General features: G+C 72.3%; 14 protein-coding genes. 4 read left to right on the top strand and 10 right to left on the bottom strand.

The window, feature by feature from the left end; translation table 11 throughout:
* Window positions 1-37: 37 nt before the first annotated feature.
* Window positions 38-2,611 (bottom strand): ABC transporter permease, encoded by a 2,574-nt coding sequence (locus OG254_RS07755; RefSeq protein WP_405578742.1) that lies wholly within the window; start codon window positions 2,609-2,611, stop codon window positions 38-40.
* 4 nt (window positions 2,612-2,615) lie between these two features.
* The gene (locus OG254_RS07750) at window positions 2,616-3,416 is read right to left on the bottom strand and encodes an ABC transporter ATP-binding protein (protein ID WP_405578740.1); all 801 of its coding nucleotides are present in this window, start codon (window positions 3,414-3,416) and stop codon (window positions 2,616-2,618) included.
* A gap of 228 nt (window positions 3,417-3,644) precedes the next feature.
* Here OG254_RS07750 and OG254_RS07745 point away from each other — a divergent pair, with 228 nt between their 5' ends.
* Window positions 3,645-3,884 (top strand): toxin-antitoxin system HicB family antitoxin, encoded by a 240-nt coding sequence (locus tag OG254_RS07745; RefSeq protein WP_383419440.1) that lies wholly within the window; start codon window positions 3,645-3,647, stop codon window positions 3,882-3,884.
* Between the two features lie 4 nt (window positions 3,885-3,888).
* Window positions 3,889-4,263 carry a fic family toxin-antitoxin system, toxin component gene (locus tag OG254_RS07740; RefSeq protein WP_405594885.1) on the top strand — a complete coding sequence of 125 codons (375 nt, stop codon included), beginning with the start codon at window positions 3,889-3,891 and terminating at the stop codon, window positions 4,261-4,263.
* Here the strand turns inward: OG254_RS07740 and OG254_RS07735 are convergent, their stop codons facing one another.
* Both OG254_RS07735 and OG254_RS07730 read right to left on the bottom strand, forming a co-directional pair.
* Entirely contained in the window at window positions 4,264-4,950 is a 687-nt protein-coding gene (locus OG254_RS07735; RefSeq protein ID WP_405578738.1) for a class I SAM-dependent methyltransferase, read from the bottom strand.
* A 101-nt stretch (window positions 4,951-5,051) separates the two neighbouring features.
* Window positions 5,052-5,738: an esterase/lipase family protein gene (locus tag OG254_RS07730; RefSeq protein ID WP_405578735.1), complete on the bottom strand. Its 687-nt coding sequence runs from the start codon at window positions 5,736-5,738 to the stop codon at window positions 5,052-5,054.
* 118 nt (window positions 5,739-5,856) lie between these two features.
* Here OG254_RS07730 and OG254_RS07725 point away from each other — a divergent pair, with 118 nt between their 5' ends.
* On the top strand, window positions 5,857-8,130 hold the full coding sequence (locus tag OG254_RS07725; protein ID WP_405594883.1) for a LuxR C-terminal-related transcriptional regulator: 2,274 nt from the start codon (window positions 5,857-5,859) through the stop codon (window positions 8,128-8,130).
* Here OG254_RS07725 and OG254_RS07720 read toward each other — a convergent pair.
* The 4 genes from OG254_RS07720 to bioB are packed head-to-tail and all read right to left on the bottom strand — an operon-like array spanning window position 8,127 to window position 11,933.
* Entirely contained in the window at window positions 8,127-8,663 is a 537-nt protein-coding gene (locus tag OG254_RS07720) for a hypothetical protein (protein WP_405578733.1), read from the bottom strand. The genes OG254_RS07725 and OG254_RS07720 overlap by 4 nt on opposite strands.
* Before the next feature lie 37 nt (window positions 8,664-8,700).
* Window positions 8,701-9,417: a dethiobiotin synthase gene (bioD, locus tag OG254_RS07715; protein ID WP_405578730.1), complete on the bottom strand. Its 717-nt coding sequence runs from the start codon at window positions 9,415-9,417 to the stop codon at window positions 8,701-8,703.
* Between the two features lies 1 nt (window position 9,418).
* Window positions 9,419-10,717, bottom strand: a complete 1,299-nt coding sequence (locus OG254_RS07710) for an adenosylmethionine--8-amino-7-oxononanoate transaminase (protein WP_405578728.1) — start codon at window positions 10,715-10,717, stop codon at window positions 9,419-9,421.
* A complete protein-coding gene (bioB, locus tag OG254_RS07705) occupies window positions 10,710-11,933 on the bottom strand; it encodes a biotin synthase BioB (protein WP_405578725.1) in 1,224 nt (407 codons plus the stop codon). The genes OG254_RS07710 and bioB overlap by 8 nt, the downstream gene beginning before the upstream one ends.
* A 146-nt stretch (window positions 11,934-12,079) precedes the next feature.
* On the opposite strand from bioB, the gene OG254_RS07700 reads away from it, so the two are divergent.
* Window positions 12,080-13,207 (top strand): 8-amino-7-oxononanoate synthase, encoded by a 1,128-nt coding sequence (locus OG254_RS07700; RefSeq protein ID WP_405578723.1) that lies wholly within the window; start codon window positions 12,080-12,082, stop codon window positions 13,205-13,207.
* A 71-nt stretch (window positions 13,208-13,278) separates the two neighbouring features.
* Here OG254_RS07700 and OG254_RS07695 read toward each other — a convergent pair whose 3' ends face one another.
* Window positions 13,279-13,515 (bottom strand): DUF397 domain-containing protein, encoded by a 237-nt coding sequence (locus tag OG254_RS07695; protein ID WP_405578720.1) that lies wholly within the window; start codon window positions 13,513-13,515, stop codon window positions 13,279-13,281.
* A 9-nt stretch (window positions 13,516-13,524) separates the two neighbouring features.
* A complete protein-coding gene (locus OG254_RS07690) occupies window positions 13,525-14,394 on the bottom strand; it encodes a helix-turn-helix transcriptional regulator (RefSeq protein WP_351195551.1) in 870 nt (289 codons plus the stop codon).
* Between the last annotated feature and the right edge of the window lie 65 nt (window positions 14,395-14,459).

Genomic DNA, 14,459 nt, shown 5'->3' with positions numbered 1-14,459 from the left:
TCACCTGCACGGGACTTGAGCGCCTGCCGCGATTTCATCACTCGTGCGCGATGGCCGCCAGCACATTCATGCGCGATGCACGCAACGCCGGCAGCAGCGCCGCCACCACGCCCACGACGGCCGAGCCGATCATCACCGCGACGATCGTGCTCCACGGGATCGCCAGTGCCGTCATGCCCTGGAGGGCGAGCACCTGCTGGGTGCACACCCCCCACACCAGCCCGAGCGCGAGACCCAGGACCGCGCCGAACACGGCGATCACCACCGACTCCAGCCGGATCATCCGGCGCAGCTGCCGCCGGGCCAGCCCGATGGCCCTCAGCAGCCCGATCTCCCGGGTGCGCTCCACCACCGACAGGGCGAGGGTGTTGACGACGCCGAGCACCGCGATGATGATCGCGAGCCCGAGCAGGGCGTACACGAGGTAGAGCAGCACGGCGATCTGGTCGTGCACCAGGTCCTTGTAGTCGGCGATGTCGCGGACCTGCACCTGCGGGTACGCATCGAGCGTCTTCTCCAGGGCGGCCCGCAGGTCGTCCGCGCTCGTGCCGGACGCGGCGTTGACGTACACCGCCGCGTCCTGCCCGCCCGGCGCGTACTTCTGGAGTGTGGCCAGGCCGAAGTAGATGCCGCCCTGGCTGCCGAACCCGTCGGCGGACTCCTGGTCGGTGAGCGCGCCCACCGTCAGCTCGGCCGTGCGGCCGCCCTGGAACTCGACGGGAACGGTGCTGCCGATGCGGACGCCGTGGTCCTCGGCGAAGTCCTTGTCCATGGCGAGGCGTCCGTCCGCGAGCGCGGCCGCGGAGTCGCCTTGGGCGTAGGTGATGTTGGCGACCTTGTCGAGCTGCGGTTCGTAGGCCGCGGCGGTCGTCTTCACCCGGTCGCCGTCCGGGAGGCGTACGGCGATCGTCGTGAACTGCGAGCGTACGACGAGCCCGACGCCCTCGGTGTCGCGGATTCGCTCGGTGACCTCCCGTGGGAAGGGCACGAAGTTGCCGTTCTGCACCACGAAGTCGGCGCCCAGTGTCTTGTCGATCTGCTCGTCGAACGACTTCGTCATGGAGGCGCTCGCCACCGACATCCCGCCGACCAGCGCGAGGCCCACCATGAGGGCGGCCGCGGTGGCCCCGGTGCGGCGGGGATTGCGCAGGGCGTTGCGCTGGCTCATCCGGCCGATCGAGCCGAACAGCGCGGGGAAGGCGCCGCCGAGGACCCGGATCACCGGCCGGACCAGCAGTGGTCCCGCGATCACCGTCGCGATGAGGGTCAGCAGGACGCCGAGGCCCAGCAGGGACGCCGCCGACGACGTCTTCGACGCCACGGTGCAGCCCACCAGCGCCGCCGCCCCGGCCGCCCCGACCACCGAGCCCACCACCGCGCGCAGCCGCAGCGGCCGCCCGATCTCGGCGATCTCGGCGTCCGCGAGGGCCGCCATCGGCGAGACGCCCGCCGCGCGCCGGGCCGGCAGGTAGGCCGCCACGAAGGTGACGCCCAGGCCGACGACGTACGCGGTCACCGGCGTGCCCCAGCCGATGACCATCTCGTCCGTCCTGATGTTCATGCCCAGCAGACCCATCAGCTCGATGAGTCCGGCGGCCAGCCCGATGCCGGCCGCGAGGCCCGCCGTCGAGCCGACCAGGCCGAGCAGCAGCGCCTCGGTGAGCACCGAGCGCCGCACCTGGCGCCGGTCCGCGCCGAGCGCCCGCAGCAGGCCCAGCTCGCGGGTGCGCTGGGCGATCAGCATGGAGAAGGTGTTGACGATCAGGAACACGCCGACGAGGACCGCGACCCCGGCGAAGCCGAGCATGACGTACTTGATGATGTCGAGGAATCCGCCCAGCTGCTCGACGTCCGACTCGGCCTGCTCATCGGCGGTGCGCAGCTCGTAGGCGCCGCTGTCGCCGCCGAGCGCGTCGGCCACGCGCCGCTTGAGCTCCGGGTCGCTGACGCCGTCGGCCGCGTCGAGCGAGATGCTGGTGGCCGCCTTCGGGTCGCCCAGCAGCCTCGTCTGCGCGGCCGGGGTGTCGAAGAAGACCAGTGCGGCGCCCGGGTTGGTGGTCGTGAAGGTGACGATGCCGACGACCTCGACCGGGAAGGAGCCCTGCTGCCCGATCACCGTCAGCCGGTCGCCGATCCGCACGTCCTTGTCGTCGGCGGTGTCCGCGTCGATCATCACCTGCCCGTCGCCCTTCGGCGCGTGGCCGGAGGTGAGCTCCACGGGGCTGCGCTCGGTCGGGTTCCACGCGGTGGCGATCGTGGGGGCGCCCGTGGTCGGGCCCACCGACTCACGGTCCTTGTCGGCGACGGTGATGCCCTCCACGTCCACGTCCGCGCGTGCTGTCGCGACTCCGTTGACCTGGGCGAGGCGGTCGGCGAGGGAGGCCGGCAGGGTCAGTGTCTGTCCCGAGGGGATCGTCTCGTCGAGGGTCTCCTTCGGGGTGACGGTGACGTCGGCGGCGGTCGAGGCGAACAGCCGGTCGAAGGTGCGGCTGACGGTGTCCGAGAAGATCAGGCTGCCCGCGACGAACGCCACGGAGAGGATCACCGCGAGGGCGGACAGCAGCAGCCGTCCCTTGTGGGCGAGGAAGCTCCTGAGCGTCGCCTTCAGCACTGGGTCAGCTCTCCTCGGACGACGCGGACGCGCCGCCGCCGGCGAAGAGGCGCAGCCTTTCCAGCACGGCCTCGGCCGTCGGCCGCTCCATCTCGTCCACGATCCGTCCGTCGCCCAGGAACAGCACCAGGTCGGAGTGGGCCGCGGCGCCCGGGTCGTGGGTGACCATGACGACGGTCTGCCCCAGCTGGTCGACGGCCTCGCGCAGGAAGCCGAGCACTTCGAGGCCGGCCCGCGAGTCGAGGTTGCCGGTCGGCTCGTCCGCGAAGATCAGCTCCGGCCGGGAGGCGAGCGCGCGGGCGCAGGCGACGCGCTGCTGCTGGCCGCCGGAGAGCTGGGACGGCCGGTGCTTCAGCCGGTCTCGCAGCCCCAGCGTGTCAATGACCTGGTCGAGCCACTTCTCGTCGGGCTTCTTGCCCGCGATGTCCATGGGCAGGGTGATGTTCTCGGCCGCGTTCAGGGTCGGGATGAGGTTGAACGACTGGAACATGAACCCGATCCGGTCCCGCCGCAGCCGGGTCAGCTCGCGGTCCTTCAGCCCGGTGATCTCGGTGTCGCCGAGCCACACCTGCCCCGCCGAGACGTTGTCGAGGCCCGCCAGACAGTGCATCAGCGTGGACTTCCCCGAGCCCGACGGCCCCATGACCGCCGTGAAGCGGCCGCGCGCGATGTCCACGTCCACCGAGTCGAGGGCCAGCACCGTCGTCTCGCCCGAGCCGTAGGCCTTGGTCAGACCGCGGGCGCGGGCCGCGATCCCGTCCGCCGGGGCGGGGCCGGGGACGTACTGGGCAGCTGCTGCGGACAAGACCGCCTCCTGGCGTCGTGACAGACGTGACGACTCTCGTTCCGTCGAGCGTAATGTGATCCACCACACACCGGGTATCCCCCCGAGGTCCCGGTCGCTCTCCGCCCCAGGTCGGGCCCCTGGCATCGGTGTAAGGGGCACCCTCCGACTTCGGGGCGACGCCCTTGCGGGTGCTACTTCGTGACGACACCCTTGCGGGTGCTAGCACTACCGCGCTAGCTTCGAGGTATGGCGAAGACCCAGCTGAACGTGAGAGTGGACGAGGGCACGGCCCGCGCCGCCCGCGAGCGTGCCCTGGCCCGCGGCATGAGCGTCAACCGCTACATCGAGGAACTGGTCCAGCAGGACACCGGGGAGGTCGGCCACACCTTCGTGGAGGCCGCCGCCGATTTCATGAAGCAGTACGAGTCGGTGTTCGTCGAGGAGTTCGGCGCCGACCGTGAGGGCACGCGCGAAGGTCGCCACTGATCCGTTGAGCGAACTGAACATCGACCTTGCCTGGCTGCTCATGCTCGCCGAGAAGAGGACGCCGGGGGACCCCCAGGTCACCGACTGGGGAGCCCTCGTCGCCGCTGTCGCACGCCATGAGGCCCGGATATTCGACGTCCCCGTATACGACAGCCCGCACGCCCGAGCGGCCTCCCTGCTCCAACTGCTGCTCCACGTCCCCGCGTTGGAGCGCTCCAACGCCATGTTCGCCTCGGCCGTCGCCTACGCCTACCTCGTCGCCAGCGGCCTCAAGGTGGTCACCTCGGCCGAGCAGGTGCGCGACCTGGCCCGGCTGGTGAAGAGCGGTGAGGCCACCGTGCACGACATCGCGCAGGAACTGCGCCAATGGAGCCTGTGACTACTCGCTGACCGGCGGCCGCCACGCCGTGCCCAGCACGCAGTACGACGACGGGAGCGTCGGCCCCTGTTCCGGCATCATCACCCGCCGGACGGGGCCGAGTTCGAACCCGGCCTCGCGCAGCGCGGCGAGCGGATCGCGCGAGACATGGCAGCCGCCGCTCACCAGCGGCCACACCGTCCGGTCCAGCGCCCGCTGCGTGAGGAGCATCGCGCGCCCGCCGCCCCTGCCGTGCTCGAAGAACCGCACGACACCGCCGGGCCTGAGCACCCGCCGTACCTCACCGAGGGCCCGCGGCACGTCCCGCACGCTGCACATCACCAGCGAGAGCACGACCGCGTCGAAGGCCTCGCTCTTGACCGGCAGCGCCTCCGCGGCGCCCGGCACCACGTCAACGGGAACATCGGCGCGCAGGGCGGCGTCCACCGCCATCGTGCGCAGCAGACGCTCCGGTTCGATGGCGACGACCTCCGAGACCGAGCTCGGATAGTGGGCGAAGTTCAGACCGTTGCCGGCGCCGATCTCGATCACCCGGCCGGACAGCCCGGCCAGCATCCGGTCGCGGATGTCGGCCATGCCCATCCGGGTCTCGGCGTTGACGCTGATCCGGGCGTAGAAACGGGCGAACAGCGGATGGTGCACGGCATCCCGTGACACCTTGCCGGAACCGGCGGACCGCAGGGCCATGGGGACCTCCCGGGCAGGACGGGACTCACCCTGATTGTCCCCCTTACCGGGTCCGCGCACCCCCGCTGTTCGCTGTGGCTGTCGTCCGGGCGGGCCCGGCCTCAGCCGATGAAGGCCCGGACCTGCTCGTACACGCCCTGGTCGTTGTTCATGTCGGTGTGCGAGACGCAGCCGACCTCGACGTTCGTCGCGCCGCTCAGGACCGCCGTGGTGTCGGGCGTGAGCGCGTCGTCGCAGTTCGACCAGTAGCTGGCGTACGACACGCTGCCCGGGGTCTCGTCGCCGGAGTTCAGCGAGGTCAGGAACGAGCTGCCGGTGTTCATCTCCGCGCAGGAGGTGTACAGCCACGCGCACCACGAGGCGGTGGACGTGCCGTGGTTCACGCCGGCCGTGGAGACGAAGTCGTCCACGTACGACGTCCCGCCGAGGTTCTTGAGGTAGTAGCGGGCGCTCAGCGTGCCCATCGAGTGGACGACCAGGTCGACCTTCGAGGCGCCGGTCCGGGCGAGCACGTTTCTGATCTCGGTCGCGAGCTGCTGGGCGGTGGTGGCGTTCGACTGGGCCCAGTCGTACGACCAGGCGTCCAGCTCACCGGAGGAGTAGCCGTCCGCCTCGAAGTAGCCGGCCCAGTCGTCCCAGCTGCTCGACGAGCTGCTCAGGCCGTGCACGAAGACGACGGGGTTGTGGGTGGCGGCGTTCGCGGGTGTGGGGGAGAGGGACAGTGCCAGAAGGAGCGAGGTCGCCAGGGCCGTCAGACCCGTGGCGATGCGACGCGTGGAGCGCTGCATGATGCCTCCTGAAACGTGTGGGGTTGTCAGGAGTGTCGAGCCGGGTCTACGCGCGCCGCATCGGTGAAATCGCCGGTCTTTACGATTCAAGTAACCCGCCAGTAACGTCATTTGTGTGGTGACTCCGGTGAACCCCCCACCTCTTGACCGCACTTCGCCACCGCAGCGCACGGACGCGTGGCGGCAGCTGGCCGCCACCCTCCCCGAGGGCGTCCGCGTGCGCGTGCTGCGTGCCGTGTGCGGCGATCCGCGCGCCGCCGCCGAGCTGGTCCCGCGCCTCACCGACCGCCAGGCGACGGGCGTCGACCCGCTTCCCACCGCGCCGGCCGAACTGGCCCCGGTGCTGCTGCGTGAACGCCGCGCGGAGATACAGGCGTTGCCGGACAACACCCGCCTCCTGCTGCTCCTCGCCGCGGCCGACCAGTACCCGGTCCCCACCGACGCCTTCCTGCGTGCCGTCGTGGCGGCCCACCTCGACACGCGGTGCCTGGACGCCGCCGAAGCGGCCGGGCTCGCGCACTCCGGCGCGGGCGGGGTGGCGTTCCGCGACCCGTGGACGCGGATCGCGGCCTACGAGACGGGGACCCCGGCCGACCGCCGCGACATCCATCGGCTGCTGGCCCGCGTGCTGCGCGGCGCCGGCGAGACGCCGTCGCGCTCCTGGCACCGGGGCGCGGGCGCGCTCGGCCCCAGCGGGCGGCTCGCCGCGGAACTCGGCGCCGCCGCGGGCAGGGCGGCCGACGCCGGCCGGCTGTCGGTGGCGCGGGCCCTGACGGAACGGGCCGCCGCCCTGTGCCCCGACCCCGGCGAGCAGGGCCGTCTGGTGGCCCGTGCCGCCGCGTACGCCTGGCGATCGGGCGACGGCGACCGCGCACGCAGGCTGGCGGCGACGGCTCCGGACGACGAGCTGAGCGGGGTGCTGGCCCTGCGGGCGGGGAACGCGACGGAGGCGTTCGACGCGCTGTTGACGGGGGTGGCTTCTGCCGCTTCTGGCTTGCAGTCGGGGGATGCCTCCGCCGCCTCCTTCACCCCCGCCCCCACCGCATCAACCTCCATCGCTTCGCCCACCCCCGCCACCCACCTCCTCGCCCGTGCCACGGAGGCCGCCATCTACACCGGAGATGTCCGCCGCCTGCGCGATGCCGCCCGGGTCGCCGATCGGCTGGGTGTCGCGGCGCCCGGCACGTTGGGTGGGCTGGTGGCCGCGTTCGACGGGCGGTACGCGGACGCTCGCGACCTGCTGAAGTCGGCGGCCGGGCGGTGCGGTCCCGGCGGTGACCCCACCGTCCTGATCCACGCCGCGATCGCCGCCCTGCTGCTCGGCGACCACACCCGCGCGGCCACCGCGACCGTACGCGCGGCCGCCTCCGCCCGGGCGCGGGGCACGCCCGTGGCCGTGCCGCAGGCGATGGAGTTCCGCGCGTACGCCGACTTCTGGACCGGACGCCCCCGGGCCGGCGAGGCCGCCGCGACGGACGCGCTGTGGCAGGCCCACGCCACGGGCCAGGACAACGGCGCCTGCCATCTCCAGGCCGCCCTCGCCATGTTCGCGGCGCTCACCGCGGACACCGAGGTCTGCCGCGAGCGCGCCGCGACGGCACGGTCGTACGCCCTCGCCCGTGGCTTGGGCCTGCCCGCCGCCCTCGCACAGTGGGCGCTCGCCTTCCTCGATCTGAGCAGCGGCCGTTTCGCCGCCGCGGCCGCCCGGCTGCGCGCCCTCGCCGGATTCGGCCCCGGGCACGGTCATCGGGCGATCCGCCATCTGGCCACCCCGCACTACGTGGAGGCAGCCGTCCGCACCGGCGACACCCGGGTCGCGCGCGTGGCGCACGCCGACTACCACCGCTGGGCCGCCGCCGTACGCAGCCCGGACGACCTGGCCCTCAGCGCCCGCTGCCGGGCCCTGCTCGCCCCCGGCGCCGAGGCCGTGGACCACTACCGCACGGCGCTCGACCTGCACTCCCACGGCACCCGCGACTTCGAACGCGCCCGCACGGAGCTGCTGTTCGGCAGCGCGCTGCGCCGACTGCGCCACCGTACGGAGGCACGCGACCGTCTGCACAGCGCCCTGGAGGCGTTCGACTCCTTCGGTGCCCCGCACTGCGCGACCCAGGCCCGCACCGAGCTGCGCGCCCTGGGCACCCCGGCCGCCCCTGCGCGGACCGCCCCCGACACACCGACCGCCCGCCTCACGGCCCAGCAGCTCCTGGTCGCCCGTATGGCGGCCGAGGGCGCCACCAACCGTGAGATCGCCGTCCGCCTGGCCCTCAGCCCGCGCACGATCGACCACCACCTGCGAGGCGTCTTCACCCGCCTGGGCATCCGCTCCCGCATCGAACTGGTGCGGCTCATCGCCGAGAGCGATGCGAGCGACGCCAGTGCGGCCCCCTAGACCTGGGAGAACTCACGGGCGAACCCGGCGACATTGCGCGGGCAGGCCCAGATCTCCCGTGTCGTCCGGCTCTCGAACCGGTTGTCCGACTCCTCGGCGGCGTCCCCTTCCGGACGGGCCAGCATCTCCAGCACGTGCAGAAGGTTGTCCAGCTCGTCGTCTTCCGGCATCTCGTCGCACGGATGCTCCTCATGCGCACAGTCCGCCTGCCCGAGAGCACGCTCGACTGCGGCCATCGCCTTCAGCACGCGGGCCTCGGCCGCCGCGTCCGGGTCGGCGTGGATCACGTACGGGCCGATGAGTACCAGCCCGAAGGTCCACAGCGCCGTGTCCGGTCCGTCGGCCGCCACGCTCGCCTCCAGGTTTCGCGCACACGCCAGGACCGTCCCCCGGGCGTCGCCGAGGGAGTAGCCCTGCCGGATCTCGTCCCACTCCGCGATCAGGGCGTCCCACTCGGCGGGCGTCGTGGGCGTCGCCGGCGGGGGAGGTGCCTCGTCGTCGTTCAAGTCTTCTGCAGCGTCCGCGTTGACCATGATCCTGAGCATGGCACGCGGGTCCGACACTCCGGCCTCAGGGCGTCTCCCGTCCCCGAAACCCCTCCGCGTCCCATGTCCCGAACAACCGCGGTGCCAGCCAACCCGGCGCCGCCGTACGGAAGTCGGCGGGCGTCAGCGCCCCCGCCCCCGCAGGCACCGCACCCAGCAGCGGCGCCCCCGCCACCTCCGGCAGATCCGCGACATTGCAACGCGACGCCAGATCCGGTGCCTCGGGCCAGCTACCGATCACCACCCCGAGCAAGTCCAGCTGACGGCGGCGCAGTTCACGTGCCGTCAGCTCCGTCGTGTTCAGCGTGCCCAGGCCCGCCGACGCCACCACCAGGACCGGCGCCGCCATCAGCTCGGCCGCGTCCGCCAGCGTGCCGCCCGCCTCGTCGAAGCGGACGAGCAGACCGCCCGCCCCCTCCACCAGCACCAGGTCGTGCTCGGTGGCCAGCTTGGCGGCGGCCTCGGCGATCTCGTGCGGGCGGACCGGCGTCCGGCCGGCCCGGCGCGCGGCCGTCGCCGGGGCCAACGGGTCGGGATAGCGCGCGAGTTCGGCCGTCGTCACCGCACCCGCGAGCCGCGCGACCTCCTGCGCGTCACCGCTCTCGTCGGGCCGTACGCCCGTCTGCGCGGCCTTCAGTACGGCCACCGACCGGCCCGCGCCCCGCGCCGCCGCCGCGACGGCGGCCGTCGTGACGGTCTTGCCGACCTCCGTGCCCGTGCCAGTGATCACCAGTACCGGCATGTCAGCCCTCCCGCGCCGCCGCGCACACCGCGCCGGCGATCCGCGCGACGTCCGCGTCGCCCGTGACGTACGGCGGCATCGTGTAGACGAGGTCGCGGAACGGCCGCAGCCACACGCCCTCACGCACGGCGGCCGCCGTCGCCGCCCGCATGTCCACCTCGTGGTCCAGCTGGACGACCCCGATGGCACCGAGGACGCGCACGTCCTTCACGCCCGGAATGTCCGTCGCGGGCGCCAGCCCCTCCCGCAGCCCCGACTCGATCCGCTTGACCTCGGCCAGCCAGTCCTGCCCGAGCAGCAGCTCGATCGAGGCGCAGGCGACCGCGGCCGCCAGCGGATTGCCCATGAAGGTCGGACCGTGCGCCAGCACCGGCACCTCGCCCCGCGAGATCCCGTCGGCCACGCGGGAGGTGCACAGCGTCGCGGCCATCGTCATATAGCCGCCGGTCAGCGCCTTGCCCAGGCACATCACGTCCGGTGTCACCGCAGCGTGCTCCGCCGCGAACAGCGCGCCCGTGCGCCCGAAACCGGTCGCGATCTCGTCGCACACCAGCAGCACGTCGTGCGCGTCGCACGCCTCGCGCAGCACCCGCAGATACGCGGGGGAGTGGAACCGCATCCCGCCCGCGCCCTGCACGACCGGCTCGACGATCACCGCCGCCAGTTCGTCGGCATGCCGCCCGATCAGCGACCGCAGCTGATCGGCGTACGACTCCTCGTACTCGGCCGGCGGCGGGTCCGCGAACACCTGGCGCTGGAGCACCCCGGTCCACAGCTCGTGCATCCCGCCCTCGGGGTCGCACACCGACATCGGCTGCCAGGTGTCGCCGTGGTAGCCGCCGCGCCAGGTCAGCAGCCGCTGCTTGCCCGGACGGCCCAGCGAACGCCAGTACTGCAGGCACATCTTGACCGCGACCTCGACCGACACCGACCCGGAGTCGGCGAGGAACACATGCTCCAGGCCGTCGGGTGACATGTCGACAAGGAGCTTCGCCAGGCGTACGGCGGGCTCGTGCGTGAGCCCGCCGAACATCACATGGCTCATCCGCGTCAGCTGCTCGCGCGCGGCCTCGTTGAGCACCGGGTGGTTGTAGCCGTGGATCGCCGACCACCAGGACGACATGCCGTCGACCAGTTCGCCCGAGCCGTCGGCGAGCCTCAGCCGCACGCCGCTCGCCGACTCCACGACGAGCGGTTCGACCCGGCCGGGCATCGGGCCGTACGGATGCCACACATGCCGCCGGTCGAGTTCCAGCAGCTCCGGCACGGTCGGGCCGGGCGCGGGGCGCGGCTCAGGCATTGGGCGCGAGGTCCGTTCCGGCGCCCCGGCGGCGTACGGCGACCAGGTCGGTGCGCGCCTCGCCGGCCGGGACGGCGGCAGCGGCCGTACCGCACACACCGGCACCCTCGTGCGACCCGCACCCGGCTCCCTCGTGGGAACCGCAACCCGCGCCCGCGTGGGAACCACAGCCCGCGCTCTCGTGCGACCCGCACCCACCCGCGGCCGTCTCCGTCCGGTGCTCCGGCAGCGTCACCTGGTCGGTGCCCTCCACCTCGAAGCCGGCGTCGGCGATCATCTCCAGGTCGGCCTTGCCCGCCTGGCCCTCGGTGGTCAGGTAGTCGCCGAGGAAGATCGAGTTGGCCAGGTGCAGGGCGAGCGGCTGCATCGTGCGCAGGTGGACCTCGCGGCCACCGGCGATGCGGACCTCGACGTCCGGGCACACGAACCGCACCATCGCCAGGATCCGCAGGCAGCGCTGCGGGGTGAGGTTCCACTCCTTGCCCAGCGGGGTGCCCTCGACCGGGATCAGGAAGTTCACGGGCACCGAGTCCGGGTCCAGCTCGCGCAGCGAGTACACGACGTCGACCAGGTCCTCGTCGCTCTCGCCCATGCCCGCGATGAGACCGGAGCAGGCGGACAGCCCGGCCGCGTGCGCCTTCTGCACGGTGTCGACGCGGTCGGCGTACGTGTGCGTCGTCGTGATGTCGGCGTAGGTGCCCTCGGAGGTGTTGAGGTTGTGGTTGTAGGCGTCCGCGCCCGCGTCGCGCAGCCGCTCCGCCTGTCCGTCGGACAGCAGGCCGAGGCAGGCGCACACCTCGACGCCCTCGTTCTGGTCCTTGATCGTCTTGATGGTCTCGGAGACCCGGGCCACGTCACGGTCGGTCGGGCCGCGCCCGGACGCCACCAGGCACACCCGCTTGGCGCCACCCGCCAATCCGGCGGCCGCCGCCTTGGAGGCCTCGTCCGGCTTGAGCCAGGTGTACTTCAGGATGCCGGTGGTGGAGCCGAGGCGCTGCGAACAGTACGAGCAGTCCTCGGGGCACAGGCCCGACTTCAGGTTGACGAGATAGTTGAGTTTCACCCGTCGGCCGAACCACTGCCGGCGTACCTTGCCGGCCGCGGCCACCACATCGAGCAGGTCGTCGTCGGAAGTGGCGAGGACGGCCAAGGCTTCCTCGCGGGTCGGCAGCTCGCGCCGAAGCCCCTTGTCCACCAGCGTGTTCAGCAGGTCCATGGGAGCTGATCCTGACGTACGGAGGCCGTCCGAGCCAAGGTGAGTTTGCACAACCCTGTCACTTCGATGTGTGGGTATTGCCACACCGTGGGCGGCGGGTCGTGCGGCTAGTGTCTGTGCACTGCCTACAAAAGCCCGGAGGAGCCATGGCGTTCGGCTGGATCGACGAGCAGGCGGAGCTGCGCCGCCGCGCCGGACTCCTGCGGACGCTGCGCCCCCGCCCGGCCGACTCACCGCTCCTCGATCTCGCGAGCAACGACTACCTGGGCCTGGCCCGCCACCCCGAGGTCACCGAGGGCGCGGCGCGGGCCGCGCGGACCTGGGGCGGCGGCGCGACCGGCTCCCGGCTCGTCACGGGCACCACGCAGCTGCATGCCGAGCTGGAGCGCGAGCTGGCCGACTTCTGCGGCTTCGAGGCGGCGCTGGTCCTGTCGTCCGGCTACGCGGCCAACCTCGCCGCGGTCACGGCCCTCGCGCCGCACGGCTCGCTGATCGTGTCGGACGCCGGCAACCACGCCTCGCTGATCGACGGCTGCCGGCTGGCCCGCGGCACGACACAGGTCGTCGCGCACTCCGATCCGGAGGCGGTGCGCAAGGCGCTGCACACGCACGAGGGCACGGCGGTCGTCGTGTCCGACACGGTCTTCTCGGTCGACGGCGACGCGGCCCCGCTGGCCGAGTACGCCGAGGCGTGCAGAGAGCGCGGCGCGGGACTGCTGGTCGACGACGCCCACGGCCTGGGCGTACTGGGCGACGGCGGCCGCGGCGCCCCGCACGCGGCGGGGCTCGCGGGCGCCGACGACGTCGTCGTCACGGTCACGCTGTCCAAGTCGCTCGGCAGCCAGGGCGGCGCCGTCCTCGGCCCCGCCCGGGTGATCGAGCACTTGGTCAACACCGCCCGGACGTTCATCTTCGACACGGGTCTCGCCCCCGCGCCGGCGGGCGCGGCCCTGGCGGCGCTGGGGTTGCTGCGCCGCGAACCGGAGCGGGCGGCGCGGGCGCATGCGGTGGCACGCGAACTCCACGCCCGCCTGACCGCCGCGGGTCTGGAGGCGGTACGTCCGGACGCCGCGGTCGTCTCCGTGCGCGCCCCGTCCCCGGAGGGGGCCGTGCAGTGGGCGGCCGAGTGCCGTGCGGCGGGCCTCGCCGTGGGTTGTTTCCGTCCTCCCTCCGTCCCCGACGGCATCTCACGGCTGAGGCTGACCGCCCGTGCGGACCTCTCCGAGGGCGAGATCGAGCGCGCTGTACGAGTGATCGGCGAGACACGACCATGAGTCGGCGTGACACGGCCCTGTCCGCACATCGGATGGAACTGATCAGAACCGATCAGAGTTGATCGGAGCGGTCAGGGCCGGCGGGACTGGAACGCGGCCGTGAAACCCGCCCAGCTCTCGGGGGAGAAGAGCAGCGCGGGGCCGGCCGGATCCTTGGAGTCGCGTACGGCGAACAGCCCGGTCCAGGGACCGGAGTGCGGCTGTGCCGTCTCGACGCAGTTGTTCGCCCCGGTGCTGTAGCTGCTGCGCAGCCAGCGTGCACCTGGCAGTTCGGTACTCGACGTGATGTTCCGAGGCGGTGCTGTCATGGTGCCTCCTTACGCGCCGCCACCTAACGCGGCGATGTAATCCAACGATTCCTCGGGCGAAAGGGCGTGGATCCGAAGGGCGTTGAAGGCCTCCGTGTAGGCCTGGAGGTCTTCTTTCCGTTCGAGATAGAGGCTACTCGTCAAGTGGTCGAGAACAACCACATCCAGATCAGAAGTGCTCGAAAATGAGAAGATAACGAAAGGGCCGGTGATGCCGACATGCTCGCCGGCCTTGAACGGCAGCACCTGAAGGCGGACCTGGGGCAGTCGCGCCGCCTCCATCAGCCGGTTCAGCTGCCCCGCCATCACCTCGGGCCCGCCGATCTCCCGCCGCAGCACCGCCTCGTCCAGTACCGCGCTCAGCCTCAGCGGCGGATCCCCCCGCAGCACGTCCTGCCTGGCCAGACGTACCGCGACCAGCGCGTCGAGGCGTTCGTCGGCGTCCGGGTCGAGCCCGCCCACCGCGACCCGGGTCACCGCCCGGGCGTACTCGGGCGTCTGGAGCAGCCCGGGCACCACGGACGTCTCCAACGTACGCATCGCGCTCGCCTGGGACTCCAGGCTGATGAAGTCCCGGTACGTCGGCGGCAGCACTCCGCGGTACGCGTGCCACCAGTGATGGCGGCCGCCACTCTCGTCGGAGCCCGCCAATACCAGCAGTAACTCCCGCAGTTGGGCATCCTCTACGCCGTAGACGTCGAGCAGTAACCGCACATCGGCCGGTTTCACCCCGCTGGCGCCGGTTTCGATCCGGCTCACCTTGGACTGGTGCCAGCCCGCCAGCCGGGCCGCCTCACCGCTGGTGAGCCCCGCCCCGGTGCGCAACGCGCGCAGTTCCGCGCCCAGTTTCCGGCGGCGCACCGCGGGACCGTGCTGCATGGGCTACTCCTTACTCCAACCGAGCCACCCAAATACGCTCTGCCGTCGCAGAGTTCACCGCATCG

It is taken from the genome of Streptomyces sp. NBC_01092 (assembly GCF_045039535.1).
GTDB lineage: Bacteria > Actinomycetota > Actinomycetes > Streptomycetales > Streptomycetaceae > Streptomyces.
This window is presented reverse-complemented; position numbering and strand designations above follow the sequence as displayed.